The following is a 15,816-nucleotide window of genomic DNA, read 5'->3' as shown; positions in this document are numbered from 1 at the left end:
GGACGACATCCGAGGGCGGGGGCGAGGAGATCCCCGGCGCCCCGGGGAAGGGGCTCCCTGCCGCGCCCTGCCCGGCATCGCGCTGCCCCTCGTGCGGTCCGGGGCGGTGCTCGGCCGCGGTGTCCGGCGGTGCTCAGGGCCCCGGGTTTTACCGCGCACCTGTACGCAGCAGGGCCGAATCCTCATAAGGTGAGCAGTATTGAATGCCGACGGCGGTGACGAGGCCGCCGGGGGTCGCGAGGAGGACTGCGGTGAGCGAGACGAGCCCCAAGCTGCGCGCGGAGCTGGAGGGTATCCCCACCTACAAGCCGGGCAAGCCGGCCGCGGCCGGGGGGCCGGTGGCGTACAAGCTGTCCTCCAACGAGAACCCGTATCCGCCGCTGCCGGGTGTGATGGAGAGCGTCACCGCGGCGGCTGCCGCGTTCAACCGCTACCCGGACATGGCCTGCACGGGTCTGATGAACGAGCTGTCTGAGCGGTTCGGTGTGCCGGTCTCGCATCTCGCCACCGGCACCGGCTCGGTGGGCGTGGCCCAGCAGCTGCTCCAGGCGACGGCCGGACCGGGCGACGAGGTCATCTACGCCTGGCGTTCCTTCGAGGCCTACCCGATCATCACGCAGATCAGCGGGGCCCGCTCGGTGCAGGTGCCGCTGACCCCGGGGGATGTGCACGACCTCGACGCGATGGCGGACGCGATCACCGACCGCACGCGGCTGATCTTCGTCTGCAACCCGAACAACCCCACCGGCACGGTCGTGAAGCGCGCCGAGCTGGAGCGGTTCCTGGACCGGGTGCCGGGCGATGTCCTGGTGGTGCTGGACGAGGCGTACCGCGAGTTCATCCGTGACGCCGAGGTGCCCGACGGCGTGGAGCTGTACCGGGACCGGCCGAACGTCTGCGTGCTGCGCACCTTCTCCAAGGCGTACGGCCTCGCCGGGCTGCGGGTCGGCTTCGCCATCGCCCACGAGCCGGTGGCGGCGGCGCTGCGCAAGACGGCGGTCCCGTTCGGTGTGAGCCAGCTGGCGCAGGACGCGGCGGTCGCCTCGCTGCGCGCCGAGGACGAGCTGCTCGGCCGGGTCGGCTCGCTGGTGTGCGAGCGGACGCGTGTGGTGGACGCGCTGCGGGCCCAGGGCTGGACGGTGCCCGAGACCCAGGCCAACTTCGTCTGGCTGCGGCTGGGGGAGCGCACGATGCCCTTCGCTCAGGCGTGTGAGCAGGCGGGCGTGGTGGTCCGGCCGTTCCCCGGCGAGGGTGTGCGGGTCACGGTCGGCGAGAGCGAGGCGAACGACATCTTCCTGAAGGTGGCGGAGGACTTCCGCAAGGACATCTGAGGTCTGTGCCCCTGAGGCTGCCGTCCGGATCTACGGGTCACCTCGGCTCGCACCTGTGGGTCGCGCCTGCGGGGCATGGACCGTCCGGCACGGCACCCGGTGACACCGACGGGCTTCACGCGTACGGCGTGGGGCCCGTCAGTCGTCGATCAGCTCGACCCGGACCGGGTCCCCGTCGCGCACCGTCGCCAGCAGCCGGGGATCGCCGTCGAGCCGGCCGAGGATGTTGCAGGGGCTCGCGAGGCGGCATTCGTCGCCCTGGGAGATCGGTGTGGGGCCGTAGGGGAGGGCCAGGGAGTCGCCGTCGGTCCAGAAGGCGACTGTGCCCGGCTCGACGACCTGGCGGGCGTCCGTTTCACGTGAAACGCCGACACCGGTGTCGAAGTAGACCTCCTCTCCCCAGGTGCGGGCCACAGAGACCAGCGGAAGCTCCTTGGCGAGGGCCCGGGTGGTCGGGGTGTCGTCGAGGGTGGCGGTGAGATGGCCGGACGGCCATGAGATCCGGATGCGCGTGCTGTACATCTGCATGGCGCGCAATTCAACAATATGTTGAAGTCGCTGCCAAGGGGGTGCCGGGCCGGCCATGGGGGACCCCCCTTCATCGTCCGAAAATCAGTGCGTCATAATGGCTTGTGAATGTGAACGCGTTCACAAGCGCGTCCCGGTTGCTCCGTAGTTGTGCGGGACACAAGGGGCAAATCTGCCGCTGTACCACGGCGATGTAAGGAGAGGCGACGTGGAATTGGCATTGGCGCCCGAGACACTGGCGCGCTGGCAGTTCGGCATCACCACCGTCTACCACTTCCTGTTCGTCCCCCTGACGATCTCCCTCGCCGCCCTCACCGCCGGTCTACAGACCGCCTGGGTGCGCACGGAGAAGGAGAAGTACCTCAGGGCGACCAAGTTCTGGGGCAAGCTCTTCCTGATCAACATCGCGATGGGTGTCGTCACCGGCATCGTGCAGGAGTTCCAGTTCGGCATGAACTGGTCGGACTACTCCCGCTTCGTCGGTGACATCTTCGGGGCGCCGCTCGCCTTCGAGGCACTGATCGCGTTCTTCTTCGAGTCCACCTTCATCGGCCTGTGGATCTTCGGCTGGGACAAGCTGCCGAAGAAGATCCACCTCGCCTGCATCTGGATGGTCTCCCTCGGCACGGTCCTGTCGGCCTACTTCATCCTCGCGGCCAACTCCTGGATGCAGCACCCGGTCGGCTACCGCATCGACAAGGACAAGGGGCGGGCCGAGCTCACCGACTTCTGGGCGGTCCTCACCCAGAACACCGCGCTCAGCCAGGCGTTTCACACCCTGTCCGCGGCCTTCCTGACCGGCGGCGCCTTCATGGTCGGCATCGCCGCCTTCCATCTGGCGCGCAAGAAGCACGTCCGGGAGATGAAGACCTCCCTGCGGCTGGGCCTGGTCACCGTGGTCATCGCCGGTCTGCTCACCGCGGTCAGCGGAGACGTCCTCGGCAAGGTCATGTTCAAGCAGCAGCCGATGAAGATGGCCGCTGCCGAGGCCCTGTGGGACGGCGAGAAGCCCGCGCCGTTCTCGGTCTTCGCCTACGGCGACGTCGAGAAGGGCCACAACACCGTCGCGATCGAGATCCCGGGCCTGCTGTCCTTCCTCGCCAACGACGACTTCACCTCGTACGTCCCCGGCATCAACGACGTCAACAAGGCCGAGCAGGAGAGGTTCGGGCCCGGCGACTACCGGCCCAACATCCCGGTCGCCTACTGGGGCTTCCGCTGGATGATCGGCTTCGGCATGGCATCCTTCGCGATCGGCCTGGCCGGACTGTGGCTCACCCGCAAGAAGTTCCTGCTGCCTCAGCATCTGAGGGTCGGTGAGGACGAGGTCCCGCATCTGGTGCTCCTGCCGAACAAGGCACTCGGCCCGAAGCTCACCGTCTGGTACTGGCGTATCGCCGTCTGGACCCTCGCCTTCCCGCTGATCGCCAACTCCTGGGGCTGGATCTTCACCGAGATGGGCCGCCAGCCGTGGGTCGTCTACGGCGTCCTGCAGACCCGTGACGCGGTCTCCCCCGGCGTCTCCCAGGGCGAGGTCCTCACCTCGATGCTCGTCTTCACCGCGCTGTACGCGATCCTCGCGGTCGTCGAGGTCAAGCTGCTCGTGAAGTACGTCAAGGCCGGCCCGCCCGAGCTGACCGAGGCCGACCTGAACCCGCCCACGAAGATCGGCGGCGACCCCCGTGACGCCGACAAGCCGATGGCCTTCTCGTACTAGGCCGAGGGAGCTGCACAGTCATGGAACTGCACGACGTCTGGTTCGTCCTGATCGCCGTCCTGTGGACCGGCTACTTCTTCCTCGAGGGATTCGACTTCGGGGTCGGCGTCCTCACCAAGGTCCTGGCGCGCGACCGGCCCGAGCGGCGTGTGCTGATCAACACGATCGGCCCGGTCTGGGACGGCAACGAGGTCTGGCTGCTCACCGCGGGCGGCGCCACGTTCGCTGCCTTCCCCGAGTGGTACGCCACGCTCTTCTCCGGCTTCTATCTGCCGCTGCTGGTCATCCTGGTCTGCCTGATCGTGCGCGGTGTCGCCTTCGAGTACCGGGCGAAGCGGCCCGAGGAGCACTGGCAGCGCAACTGGGAGACGGCGATCTTCTGGACCTCGCTGATCCCCGCGTTCCTGTGGGGCGTGGCCTTCGGAAACATCGTGCGCGGCGTCAAGATCGACCAGAACCTGGAGTACGTGGGGAACGTCTGGGACCTGCTCAACCCGTACGCCCTGCTCGGCGGAGTGGTGACCCTGACGCTGTTCACCTTCCACGGAGCGGTCTTCACGGCGCTCAAGACCGTCGGTGAGATCCGGGAACGAGCGCGCAGGCTGGCCGGCCGGATCGGTCTGCTCACCGCCGTGCTGGCCCTGCTGTTCCTGGGGTGGACCCAGATCGACAGCGGCGACCCCCAGAGCCTGGTCGCGCTGGTCGTCGCGGTCGCAGCCCTGGTCGCGGCCCTGGTGGCCAATCAGGCAGGCCGCGAAGGATGGTCGTTCGCCCTGTCCGGCCTGACCATCGTGGCCGCCGTGGCGATGCTGTTCCTGACGCTCTTCCCGAACGTCATGCCGTCCACCCTGAACGAGGAGTGGAGCCTCACGGTGACCAACGCCTCGTCGAGCCCGTACACCCTGAAGATCATGACCTGGTGTGCCGGGATCGCCACACCGCTCGTGCTCCTCTACCAGGGCTGGACGTACTGGGTGTTCCGCAAGCGGATCGGCACGCAGCACATCGCCGAAGCCGCTCACTGAGTCCGCCACCGGGGTGTGTTTCACGTGAAACACACCCCTTGGACCGAAGGGCCTGTTCCACGTGAAACCGATCGACCCGCGCCTTGTCCGGTACGCCCGCGCCACCCGTGTCTTCCTGGCCGCGGTCGTCGGCCTGGGCATGCTCGGCGCGGGTCTGGTGATCGCACAGGCCATGCTCATCGCCGATGTGGTCGTCGGAGCCTTCCAGCACGGCCAGTCGGTCTCCGGCCTGCGCACTCCCCTGCTCCTCCTGGCCGCCGTCGCCTGCGGCCGTGGCCTGGTCGGCTGGCTCACCGAACTCGCCGCCCACCGGGCGAGCGCCGCCGTCAAGTCGGAGCTGCGAGGCCGTCTGCTGGAGCGGGCGGCCCGGATCGGCCCTGACCGGCTCGACGGCCGGAGCACCGGGTCCCTGGTGACCCTCGCCACTCGTGGCATCGACGCGCTGGACGACTACTTCTCGCGCTATCTGCCCCAGCTGGGGCTCGCCGTGGTCGTGCCGGTGGCGGTCCTGGCGCGGATCGTCACCGACGACTGGGTCTCGGCCGTCATCATCGTCGCCACACTGCCGCTCATCCCCGTCTTCATGGTCCTGATCGGCTGGGCCACGCAGGCCCGGATGGACCGTCAGTGGAGGCTGCTCTCCCGGCTCTCGGGCCACTTCCTCGACGTCGTCGCCGGACTGCCCACCCTGAAGGTCTTCGGGCGGGCCAAGGCACAGGCCGAGTCGATCCGCCGTATCACCGGCGAGTACCGGCAGGCCACCCTGCGCACGCTGCGGATCGCGTTCCTCTCCTCCTTCGCGCTGGAGTTGTTGTCGACCGTCTCGGTGGCCCTGGTCGCCGTGACCATCGGCATGCGGCTCGTCCATGGCGACATGGACCTCTACGACGGCCTCGTGGTCCTGGTACTGGCACCCGAGGCCTATCTCCCGCTGCGGCAGGTCGGCGCGCAGTACCACGCCGCGGCCGAGGGCCTGGCCGCCGCCGAGGAGATCTTCGCCGTGCTCGAGACACCGCTGCCCGCCTCCGGCACGGCCGCCGTGCCCGCGGGCGGCATCACCGTCGAGGACGTGACGGTCCGCTACCCCGGCCGGTCCACGGACGCGGTGACGAAGGCGTCGTTCAGCGTCGAGCCGGGGGAGACCGTGGCGCTCGTCGGCCCCAGCGGCGCCGGCAAGTCGACGCTCCTGAACGTCCTGCTCGGCTTCGTGCGGCCCGCCGAGGGGCGGGTCCGCATCGGCGGCGCCGACCTGGCCGACCTCGACCTGGAGCAGTGGCGGTCGCGCATCGCCTGGGTACCGCAGCGCCCCCACTTGTACGCCGGGACGATCGCGGAGAACGTGCGGCTGGCGCGCCCCGAAGCCGATGACAGCGCCGTACGGCAGGCGCTCGCGGACGCCGGGGCGCTGGAGTTCGTCGACGCGCTGCCCGACGGGCCACGGACGGTGCTCGGTGAGGACGGGGCCGGTCTGTCCGCGGGGCAGCGGCAGCGGCTGGCGCTGGCCCGCGCGTTCCTCGCGGACCGGCCGGTGCTGCTGCTCGACGAACCCACGGCCGCGCTGGACGGCCGTACCGAGGCGGACATCGTCGAGGCGGTACGGCGGCTCGCCGTCGGCCGCACGGTGCTGCTCGTCGTGCACCGTCCGGCGCTGCTCGCCGTCGCGGACCGGGTCGTGAGGCTGGAGCCCGCCGGCACAGCGGAAGGCACGGCCGTCCCTGTGCCCGCCCCGGCCGGACCGCGCGAGGCACAGGCCGCCGGATCCCCGACGGACACCGCAGCGGACCGCCCCGAACCGGCATCCGACCAGGCTCCGGGAGCGGGCGCCCGCTCCGATGTCCTGCGCCGGGTCCGCGCCCTGTCCGGTGCCCGCCGCGGCCGGATGGCGCTGGCGCTGCTGCTGGGCAGCCTCGCGCTGGGCAGCGCCGTCGGTCTGATGGCGACGTCCGGCTGGCTGATCTCCCGCGCCGCCCAGCAGCCGCCCGTGCTGTATCTGATGGTGGCCGTCACGGCGACGCGCGCCTTCGGCATCGGACGGTCCGTGTTCCGCTACGCCGAGCGGCTCGTCTCCCATGACGCCGTGCTGAGGACGCTGGCAGAGACCCGCGTCGCCGTCTACCGCCGCCTGGAGCGGCTGGCACCCGCCGGGTTGCGCGGCACCCGACGCGGCGATCTGCTGACGCGACTCGTGGCCGATGTGGACGCCCTCCAGGACTACTGGCTGCGATGGCTGCTGCCCGCGGGCGCCGCAGTGGCCGTCAGCGCGGTGTCCGTCGGCTTCACCGCCTGGCTGCTGCCCGAGGCGGGCGCGGTCCTCGCTGCCGGTCTCCTCGCGGCGGGGCTGGGGGTGCCGCTGCTGACGGGCGCGGTCGCGCGGCACGCCGAGCGCCGGCTGGCCCCGGCCCGGGGGCAGCTCGCCACCCGGGTCACCGACCTGCTCACCGGCACGGCAGAACTGACCGTGGCGGGCGCGCTGCCCTCGCGGGAGGCCGAGACGCGGCGGGCCGACTCAGTGCTCACCCGGATCGCGTCGCGCGCCGCCACCGCCACCGCGCTGGGCGACGGGCTCACCGCGCTGGTGTCCGGTCTCACCGTCGCCGGGGCCGCGCTGACCGGGGCGCGGGCGGTGGCCGACGGCCGGCTGGACGGTGTGCTGCTTGCCGTGGTCGTACTCACTCCCCTGGCTGCGTTCGAGGCCGTGCTGGGCCTGCCGCTCGCCGTGCAGTACCGGCAGCGGGTACGCAGGAGCGCCGAGCGCGTGTACGACGTACTGGACTCCCCCGAGCCGGTGCGGGAGCCGCAGCAGCCCGCGCAGCCGCCCACGGACCCCTTCCCGGTCGTCCTGGAGGGGCTGACGGCCCGTCACGCCGGGCAGGAGCGGGACGCGCTCGCCGGGGTGGACCTGACGCTCGGGCGAGGCCGCAGGGTGGCCGTGCTGGGCGCCTCGGGGGCGGGCAAGACGACGCTGGCGCAGGTGCTGCTGCGTTTCCTGGACGCGAGCGCCGGCCGGTACACGGTGGGCGGTGTCGCTGCGGACAGCCTCGACGGCGATGCCGTGCGCCGGATCGTCGGGCTGTGCGCGCAGGACGCGCATCTGTTCGACAGCACGCTGCGCGAGAACCTGCTGCTGGCGAAGAAGGACGCCACGGAGGAGGAGCTGCGGGGCGTGCTGGCCCGCGCGCGGCTGCTGGAGTGGGTGGACGGTCTGCCGGACGGCCTGGACACACTGGTCGGTGAGCACGGGGCCCGGCTGTCGGGCGGGCAGCGGCAGCGGCTGGCGCTGGCTCGGGCGCTGCTCGCGGACTTCCCGGTGCTGGTGCTGGACGAGCCGGCCGAGCATCTGGACCTGCCGACGGCGGACGCGCTGACCGCCGATCTGCTGGCCGCCACCGAGGGCCGTACGACGCTGCTCATCACGCACCGGCTGGCGGGGCTGGACGCGGTGGACGAGGTGCTGGTCCTGGACGCGGGCCGGGTCGTGCAGCGGGGCCGCTACGCCGAACTGGCCGCCGTGGACGGCCCGTTGCGCAGGATGGCCGAGCGGGAGGCGGCGGCCGGGGAGCTGCTCGCGGCGTGATCCGGCCCGACGGGCTGTCAGGCATGCGGGCAGGTGCGGTTCTTGCGCCATCCGTGGCGGTACGTCCCCCAGGTGCACGACTCGAACAGGACCCGGCCGCGCGGGGCGGGCCACGATCGCTGACATGCGCTCACTTCGCCGTCACCCGCTGCTCGTCCCGGCGCTGCTGTGCGCGCTGGTGTTTCTCGCGGCGCGTCCCACGTCGGCCGAGGGAGATCCGGGCGACGATCCGGGCGGCGGGGGGGCTCAGCGCGCAGGTGGTGCGCCTGTACCAGGACGCGGCTGTGGCGACGCAGCGGTACGAGGCGGGACGGCGGGACGCGGAGGTGCAGCGGGCGCAGGCGGAGCGGTACGAGGAGCTGCTGGCGCGTGAGCGGCGGGAGTCGGCGGCCCTCCGTGAGGATCTGGGGCGTATCGCGCGGGCCCAGTACCGCAGCGGTGGCGGGCTGCCGCTGACGGCGCAGATTCTCCTCGCGGAGACACCGGATCAGCTGATGCGCGGGCAGCACGTCTTCTCCCAGACGCAGCTGGCCGTGAACAACGCCATCGAGAAGAGCCACAGGGCCGAGGCGCGGCTCGCGGCGGACCGGGCGAAGGCACGGTCGGCGTGGCAGGCGCTGGAGCGCCGCAGCGGTGAGCTCGCCGCGCTGAAGAAGGAGATCGACGACAAGCTGGAGCAGGCGCGTCGGCGGTTGCAGGGGGAGGCGGACAGCGCGGTGGCGGCGGGCAGCTGCCGGGGTGCCGTACGGCTGGACCAGCCGCCGCTGGACGGCACGCGCGCGTGGGTGGCACCGGTGGAGTCGTACGAGCTGTCGGCGGGCTTCGGCAGCGGCGGTTCGCGGTGGGCGCGGGGGCACACCGGGCAGGACTTCGCCGTGCCGATCGGCACGCCGGTGCGGGCGGTGGGCGCGGGCCGGGTGGTGCGGGTCTCGTGCGGGGGTGCCTTCGGTATCGAGGTCGTGGTGCAGCATCCGGGCGGCTACTACACGCAGTACGCCCATCTGGCGGCGGTGACCGTGGACCAGGGGGAGCGGGTGCTGGCCGGACAGTGGGTCGGGCAGTCCGGCACGAGCGGCAACTCGACCGGCCCGCATCTGCACTTCGAGGTGCGGGTGACGCCGGAGTGGGGGTCGTCGCTCGACCCGGTGGAGTGGCTGGCGCAGCGCGGGGTGCCGGTGGGCTGACCGCACCGGGCCGCCGGGCCGCGACGGCCGGCTCGGGCGTGCAGCGGGCGGAGAAGTCCGCCCAGGAGCCGAAGGCGGAGGCGAGGAGCGCGGCGGCGCGGCTGTCGAGGCGGGTCTCGCCGCCCGGCTGCGGCAGCCCTGTCACCGCGCGGGACGCCCGGAGCCCCACCGCGCGGCGGCCGGGACGCTCAGCCGCGGTGCGCCCCTCTACGGCAGCTCGGCCAGCAGCTGCTCGATCACGACGGCCACACCGTCGTCGTTGTTGGCCACCGTCTGCCCGGATGCCGCCGCGAGCGCCTCGGGGTGGGCGTTGCCCATGGCGTAGGAGCGGCCGGCCCAGGTGAGCATCTCGACGTCGTTGGGCATGTCCCCGAACGCGACGACCTGCTCGTGGGAGATGCCGCGCTCGGCGCAGCACAGGGCGAGGGTGCTGGCCTTGGAGACCCCGGGGCCGCTGATCTCCAGCAGGGCGCTGGGGCTGGAGCGGGTGACGTTGGCGCGGTCGCCGAGGGCGAGGCGGGCCACGGTCAGGAAGGCGTCCGGGTCGAGCGTGGGGTGGTAGGCGAGGATCTTCAGCACGGGTTCGTCGGGCAGGGGCCCGTCGGCGCCCAGCAGCTCCTCGGCGGGCATGAGGATGTCCGGGATCTCCATGTGCAGCTTGGGATAGTCCGGCTCCTGGTTGAAGCCGTACGTCTGCTCGATCGCGTACACCGTGCCCGGTGCGGCCTCCCGCAGAAGCCGTACGGCGTCGAGGGCGTTGTCCCGGGCGAGTTCCCGCACCTTGACGAAGCGGTGGGCGCCGGGGCCGCCGTGCAGGTCGACCACGGCGGCGCCGTTGCCGCAGATGGCCAGGCCGTGGCCGTGGACATGGTCGCTGACGACGTCCATCCAGCGGGCGGGGCGGCCGGTGACGAAGAAGACCTCGATACCGGCCTCCTCGGCCGCGGCCAGGGCGGCGACCGTCCGCGGGGACACCGACTTGTCGTCGCGCAGCAGCGTGCCGTCCAGGTCGGTGGCGATCAGACGCGGCGGAACAGTGGAGGCCGGGGTCTCGGGCTGTCGAGTCGCTGAGGTCACCCGGCCATTCTCCCGCATATGCCCGCACGCCCGTGCGGGAGTCCGCACATCTGAGGGATTACCCCATGGGCGAGGCCATGCGGTTCGGCCACTCGGCCGGCCGCTCGCCCCTCGGCCTCTCGGCCCCTCGGCTCGCCGGGCCACTCGTCCCTCGGCCCCTCGGGCCGCCGGGCCCCTCGGCTCGCCGGGCCACTCGTCCCTCGGCCCGCCGGGCCGCCGGCCCGACTGCTCGCCGGCCGCGCTCAGCCGAGCTGCGCCACGGCCTCCATGGCGATCTGCTCGAAGACCTTCTGATCGGCGGCGAAATCGGAGTCGGGGATGGGCCAGTGGACGACGATCTCGGTGAAGCCCAGCTCCTGATGGCGTCCCGCGAAGTCGACGAACGCGTCCAGCGACTCCAGCGGACGCCCGCGGTCGGGGGTGAACCCGGTGAGCAGGATCTTGTCCAGCTCCGCCGCGTCCCGCCCGGCCTCCGCGCAGGCCGCGCCGAGCTTGGCGATCTGCCCGCGCAGGGCCTCGACGGACTGCTCAGGGGTGCCGTTCTCGTACAGCTTGGGGTCACCGGTGGTCACCCACGCCTGCCCGTGCCGGGCCGCCAGCCGCATGCCGCGCGGGCCCGTGGCGGCCACCGCGAAGGGCAGCCGGGGCCGCTGCACACAGCCGGGGATGTTGCGGGCCTCGTGCGCCGAGTAGTACGTGCCCTCGTGCGTCACCGCGTCCTCGGTGAGCAGCCGGTCGAGCAGCGGCACGAACTCGGCGAGCCGGTCGGCGCGCTCCTTCGGGCTCCACGGCTCCTGGCCGAGCGTGCTGGCGTCGAAGCCGGTGCCGCCCGCGCCGATGCCGAGGGTGACGCGACCGCCGGAGATGTCGTCGAGGGAGATCAGCTCCTTGGCGAGGGTCACCGGGTGCCGGAAGTTCGGCGAGCCCAACCCATGCTCATACCATCGGTGCCATGCCCCGCCCCAAACGCCGAGAGCCGACCATCACCCCAGGTGAACCGGCCGCCCTGTACTGCCGAATATCCCAGGCCGACGATGACGACCAGACCGGCGTCGACCGGCAGGAACGCATCTGCCGGGAGATCGCCGAGCGGCGCGGCCTGGCCATCGACCCCGCCCATGTCTTCGTCGACAACAGCCGCTCCGCCTGGCGGCGCAACCGCAAGCGCCCCGGCTGGGACCAGCTCCTCGAACGAGCCCGGCGTCGCGAGTTCCGGCACATCATCGCGTACCACCCCGACCGGCTCATGCGACAGCCGCGCGACCTGGAGGAGCTGCTCCAGGTCTCCGACGAGCAGGAAATCGTGCTGCACGGCGAGGCGAACCGCCGCAACCTCTCCGACCCCGACGACCGATTCATCCTCCGCATCGAGGTCGCCCACGCCTGCCGCTCCTCCGACGACACCTCCCGCCGCCTGAAGTCCGCGCTCGCGGAGCGGGCCGAGACCGGCATGCCGCACTCGGGCAAGCGGCGGTTCGGGTACGAGCCCGACGGCATGACCGTCAGGGAGGACGAGGCCGAGATCGTCCGCGAGGTCTTCGACCGCTACCTCAAGGGCCAGAGCCCGGTCTCCATCGCCCTCGTCCTCCACAAGCGCGGCATCAAGACCGTGTACGGCAAGGAGTGGACCCAGGGCACCGTCCGGGCCCTGCTCGACTCCCGCCACGCCGCTGGCATCCGCATGCACCGGGGCGAGGAGGTCGGCCCCGGGAAGTGGCCCGCCATCATCGACGCCGGCACCTGGGCCGAGGTGCGCGCCCGCCGTGAGTACCGGTCCGCGATCCACCAGACCAACCTGGAGCTGCGCCGCTTCTACCTGCTGCGCGGCCTGGTCATGTGCGGGCGCTGCGGCACTCTCATGTCCGGCACCAAGGTCGGTGCTGCGCCCTCGTACCTGTGCACGCGCAAGAGCCGCAACGACGACAAGAAGTGCGTCCGCCGCATCGCCGCTGTGAAGCTGGAGGAGTTCGTCACCGAGGCCGCGATCGACCTGCTCGGCCGACTCACCGTCTCAGGCCAACTCGCCTCCGCCACACCCACGAACGCCCTGACCGAGGCGGTGGAGGCGGACCAGCAGCAGCTCGCCGAGCTCAACCAGATGTGGACCGCCAAGGAGATCTCCACGGCGGAGTACCGGGCGATGCGCAAGGAGATCACCGACCGGATCGCCAAGGCCCAGCGGCGGATGGTCGTGCGGCCGGTGAAGCTGCTCGACGGGCTCACGGGGCCGGGGGCCAGAGCTGCCTGGGAGGCCGACGAGATGACGGACGAGCGGCGCAACGCGGTGCTCCGCTTCCTCTTCTCCGGTGTGGTCATCGACGCGTCGAGCAAGCCGAGCGGAGTCTTCGACTGGGACCGCATCGACATCGAGCAGAACCAGCTCTGAGGGCTGCTCGATGGGGCGGCGCCGCTCACGGCGGGCGGAAACATAGCAGCAAATCGCCGGTTAGGTAAACCGGGAATTCTCTGGATCCTTGGGGGCACTGCTGCGGCGGTCGACCTGCCAGTCGTCCGCCGGCGGCATGCACGTCCCCGGGTGTTGGAGCACTCGGAGGCGGCGCGATGTACCGACCGCCCGACGACCCGCGCGGTGCGGGGACTGCCATCCCCGCACCGCCCACGAGGAGCTGCCCGTGCGCCTGCTGCCCGAGGCAAGCACAGCACCGACCACCCCCACGACGACCCGAGCCGCGCGACAGGAGGAAGCCCGAGCTCAGGCCCTGCGACGTGTCTGCGCCGGATTCACCACGACGATCAGCCCGCACAGCGCGGCACGGCTGGCCGACCTGATGACCGGATCGCGGTACGAGAAGGCTGCCTGAGACCCCGTACAGAGAAGCGGCCCCGGTGTTGGAGCACCAAGGCCGCAGCGACTCCCAAGACGACCGCCCAAAACGATCTACACGGTGCCGGGACCTGCCAGTCCGTATCGGCCCGAGACAAGGAAGCTCTGTGCCCCAGGGTACGACCCCGCAGTGGCAAGCACCATTCACTCACCCTCACCCCGGCCCGCAGGACGCGATCGGCGTCTCGGCCACCCCGCCCCACGACGCGGAGGCCGAGGCAGCCGTACTCGGGGCCTGCATGTTCCAGGGCGCGGTCATCGACGAGGTCCGGCAGGTGCTGGAGCCGGGTGACTTCTTCCGGCCCGCGCACACCACGATCTGGCACGCCCTGCTGGAGCTGCGCAGGCAGGAAGCGCCGACCGACGCGATCGCCCTGTCCCACCGGCTGAAGTCCACGGGTGACCTCACGCGCGTCGGCGGCCCCCAGTACCTGCACTCCCTGGCGACCTCGGCGGCCGTGGGGTCGGGCGCCTCGTACTACGCGGACATCATCCGCGGCCACGCCGACCTGCGCGTCCTGCAGGCCACGGCGGTCCGCGTGCTCCAGGGCGCCACAGCGCCGGGAGCCGACCCGGCCGAGGTACGAAGCCTGCTGGCGGCGTCGCTGAGCGAGGCCGCCGACCGCGCCCGCCGCAGCTCGGGCGGACGGCTCCAGCGGTACGCCGTGGACGGCTGGTCCTTCGTCACCGACACCCCCGCCACCACCGAGCCCGTGTGGGGGACGCCGGGAAAAGCGGCATGGGCCTCGGGTGAGAGCCTGATGCTCGTCGGGCCACCAGGCGTCGGAAAGTCGACGATCGCGCAGCAGATCGTCCTCGCCCGCCTCGGCCTGCTCGCCCAGGTCCTGGACATGCCCGTGCGCGAGGGCGAGAAGGTCCTCTACATCGCCGCGGACCGGCCCAGCCAGCTCGCCCGTGCCTTCACCCGGGTCGTGCACCAGGCCGACCGGGACATCCTGCGCCGGCGCCTGGTCTTCTGGTCGGGACCGCTGCCCGCCTCGCTCAACACCGAGCCGCAGCTTCTCGCCGAGCTGGCCGCCGAACACGGGGCGGACACCGTGGTGATCGACAGCCTCAAGGACGTGGTCGGCAAGCTCACCGACGACGAGGCCGGCCTCGCGTACAACAACGCCCGCCAGCAGCTCCTGCGCAACGGCGTCGAGCTTCTCGAACTGCACCACCAGCGCAAGCAGGGTCCCGACGCCTCGCGCACCCAGCGCCCTGTCCTCGACCAGGTCTACGGCTCGGCTTGGTTCACCGCCGGCGCGGGAAGCGTCCTGTTCCTCAGCGGCGCGGCAGGGGACCCGGTGGTCCACCTCCACCACCTCAAGACGATCGACGACGAGATCGGCCCGCTGCCGATCATCCACGACCACCCTCGTGGCACCTCGCGCGTCGACACGAGCCTCGACCCGCTGACCCTCCTGCGGCAGGCGGGCGCGAACGGGCTCACCGCCCGTCAGCTCGCCACCCAGATCACCGGCGAGGAGAAGCCCATCGCGGCGGACATCGCCAGGGCGAGGCGTCGCCTGGAGAACCTCACCAAGAGCGGACACGCCACCCAGGAGACCGGTGCCGGCGGCGGCACCGGGGGCGGCCAGGCGACCCGCTGGAAGGCCGTCAACCGCCTCATGACCGCCGTTTCCTGACCGGCGGACCCGTACGCGGTGCCGTACGCGCCCCGGACCGCCGAGGGCGCGTACGCACCGCCTTCGCCGCGTACGAATCTCGGGAAACCGCAGATCAGACGCCTACGTGCCATCGAACGGCGCATTCACACCCTTGGCGCGTACGCGCTGCCCCCTCCTTGGAGAGGGGGCAGCGTAAGCGCCCCGCCCTCACAGCTCGTGGAGAACCACCCTTGCTCGTCACCGCACCCCAGGCCGGCACCGCCCGAGAGCTCGTCGTCACGGCGACGGGAGTGCGGGCATGAGGGCCCTATCCAGCCAAGGCCACACCCGCGATCGGAAGCGGCGTCTCTCGGCCGCCGTCGTCGCCGCGACCGTGGCGGCGCTCGTGTGCACCGCCTACAGCGCGGACACGAGCTGGCGGTTCGCCGCCCACTACCTTGACATGCGCAACACCGCCGAGCGCACCGCGATGTTCGCCGCCGCCGAGCTCGCCCTGTTCTCGATGGCGCTGATGGCCCGCCAGAACCTGCACGGGCCACGGCAGACGGCGGGTCTGCCCGGAGTCCTGGTCTGGGTGATCACCGCCATGCAGACCATCCCCGCCTACGCCGAGGCCGGCCCCGTCGGCGGCACCGTGCGCGCCTTCACCGGCCCCGTGATGGCCGCCGTGCTGTGGCACCTGGCCATGGGCATCGAACTGCGACAGCGGACCCCCGACGCCGCCTCCCGCGGACTCGCCGCCGTCCTCACACGACAGGCCCGCGAGCGGCTGCTCGCCCGCCTGGGGATCGTCGAGCAGGACCAGGGCGCCGCCGAGATCATCCGCGACCGGGCCACGCAGCGGGCCGTCGCCCTGGCCGCCCGCCTCGCGGAGTGACGCCCGGGCAGCGCACCGGGCGGGCGG

9 protein-coding genes and 2 pseudogenes are annotated in these 15,816 nt (G+C 71.8%); 8 read left to right on the top strand and 3 right to left on the bottom strand.

From position 1 onward, the window contains the following. Positions 1–251 precede the first annotated feature (251 nt). Positions 252–1,331 (top strand): histidinol-phosphate transaminase, encoded by a 1,080-nt coding sequence (gene hisC / locus MTQ10_RS06570; RefSeq protein ID WP_247463206.1) that lies wholly within the window; start codon positions 252–254, stop codon positions 1,329–1,331. 138 nt (positions 1,332–1,469) lie between these two features. On the opposite strand, the gene MTQ10_RS06565 is transcribed toward hisC, so the two are convergent. Then, the gene (locus MTQ10_RS06565) at positions 1,470–1,853 is read right to left on the bottom strand and encodes a cyclophilin-like fold protein (protein WP_247463208.1); all 384 of its coding nucleotides are present in this window, start codon (positions 1,851–1,853) and stop codon (positions 1,470–1,472) included. Positions 1,854–2,067: 214 nt separating this feature from the next. Between MTQ10_RS06565 and MTQ10_RS06560 the strand changes: the two genes are divergently transcribed. The 4 genes and pseudogenes from MTQ10_RS06560 (at position 2,068) to MTQ10_RS06545 (ending at position 9,359) form a co-directional block, all read left to right on the top strand. Next, positions 2,068–3,576: a cytochrome ubiquinol oxidase subunit I gene (locus MTQ10_RS06560; protein WP_247463204.1), complete on the top strand. Its 1,509-nt coding sequence runs from the start codon at positions 2,068–2,070 to the stop codon at positions 3,574–3,576. Between the two features lie 20 nt (positions 3,577–3,596). Beyond that, positions 3,597–4,601, top strand: a complete 1,005-nt coding sequence (cydB, locus tag MTQ10_RS06555) for a cytochrome d ubiquinol oxidase subunit II (RefSeq protein ID WP_247463202.1) — start codon at positions 3,597–3,599, stop codon at positions 4,599–4,601. A 61-nt stretch (positions 4,602–4,662) separates the two neighbouring features. Then, entirely contained in the window at positions 4,663–8,175 is a 3,513-nt protein-coding gene (gene cydD, locus MTQ10_RS06550; protein ID WP_247463201.1) for a thiol reductant ABC exporter subunit CydD, read from the top strand. Positions 8,176–8,299: 124 nt separating this feature from the next. Further along, positions 8,300–9,359 (top strand): annotated as a pseudogene (locus MTQ10_RS06545) (peptidoglycan DD-metalloendopeptidase family protein). A gap of 207 nt (positions 9,360–9,566) precedes the next feature. Here the strand turns inward: MTQ10_RS06545 and MTQ10_RS06540 are convergent. Together MTQ10_RS06540 and MTQ10_RS06535 are read right to left on the bottom strand one after the other, a co-directional pair. Then, positions 9,567–10,454, bottom strand: coding sequence for an HAD family hydrolase (locus MTQ10_RS06540; protein WP_247463199.1), 888 nt, complete (start codon positions 10,452–10,454; stop codon positions 9,567–9,569). Between the two features lie 224 nt (positions 10,455–10,678). Further along, positions 10,679–11,359: pseudogene (locus tag MTQ10_RS06535) on the bottom strand (LLM class flavin-dependent oxidoreductase); the annotation flags it as partial. 29 nt (positions 11,360–11,388) lie between these two features. Between MTQ10_RS06535 and MTQ10_RS06530 the strand changes: the two are divergent. The 3 genes from MTQ10_RS06530 (at position 11,389) to MTQ10_RS31440 (ending at position 15,789) form a co-directional block, all read left to right on the top strand. After that, positions 11,389–12,822, top strand: coding sequence for a recombinase family protein (locus MTQ10_RS06530; protein ID WP_247463196.1), 1,434 nt, complete (start codon positions 11,389–11,391; stop codon positions 12,820–12,822). Positions 12,823–13,388: 566 nt separating this feature from the next. Continuing rightward, on the top strand, positions 13,389–14,930 hold the full coding sequence (locus tag MTQ10_RS06525; RefSeq protein WP_247463194.1) for a DnaB-like helicase N-terminal domain-containing protein: 1,542 nt from the start codon (positions 13,389–13,391) through the stop codon (positions 14,928–14,930). 280 nt (positions 14,931–15,210) lie between these two features. Further along, the gene (locus MTQ10_RS31440) at positions 15,211–15,789 is read left to right on the top strand and encodes a hypothetical protein (protein WP_308404547.1); all 579 of its coding nucleotides are present in this window, start codon (positions 15,211–15,213) and stop codon (positions 15,787–15,789) included. The last annotated feature ends 27 nt before the right edge of the window (positions 15,790–15,816 follow it).

The sequence above is a fragment of the Streptomyces sp. XM83C genome (genome assembly GCF_023072675.1).
In the GTDB taxonomy this organism is placed as follows: Bacteria; Actinomycetota; Actinomycetes; order Streptomycetales; family Streptomycetaceae; genus Streptomyces; species Streptomyces thermocoprophilus.
The sequence above is the reverse complement of the archived record's forward strand: the minus strand, read 5'-3'. Positions and strand labels throughout refer to the sequence as shown.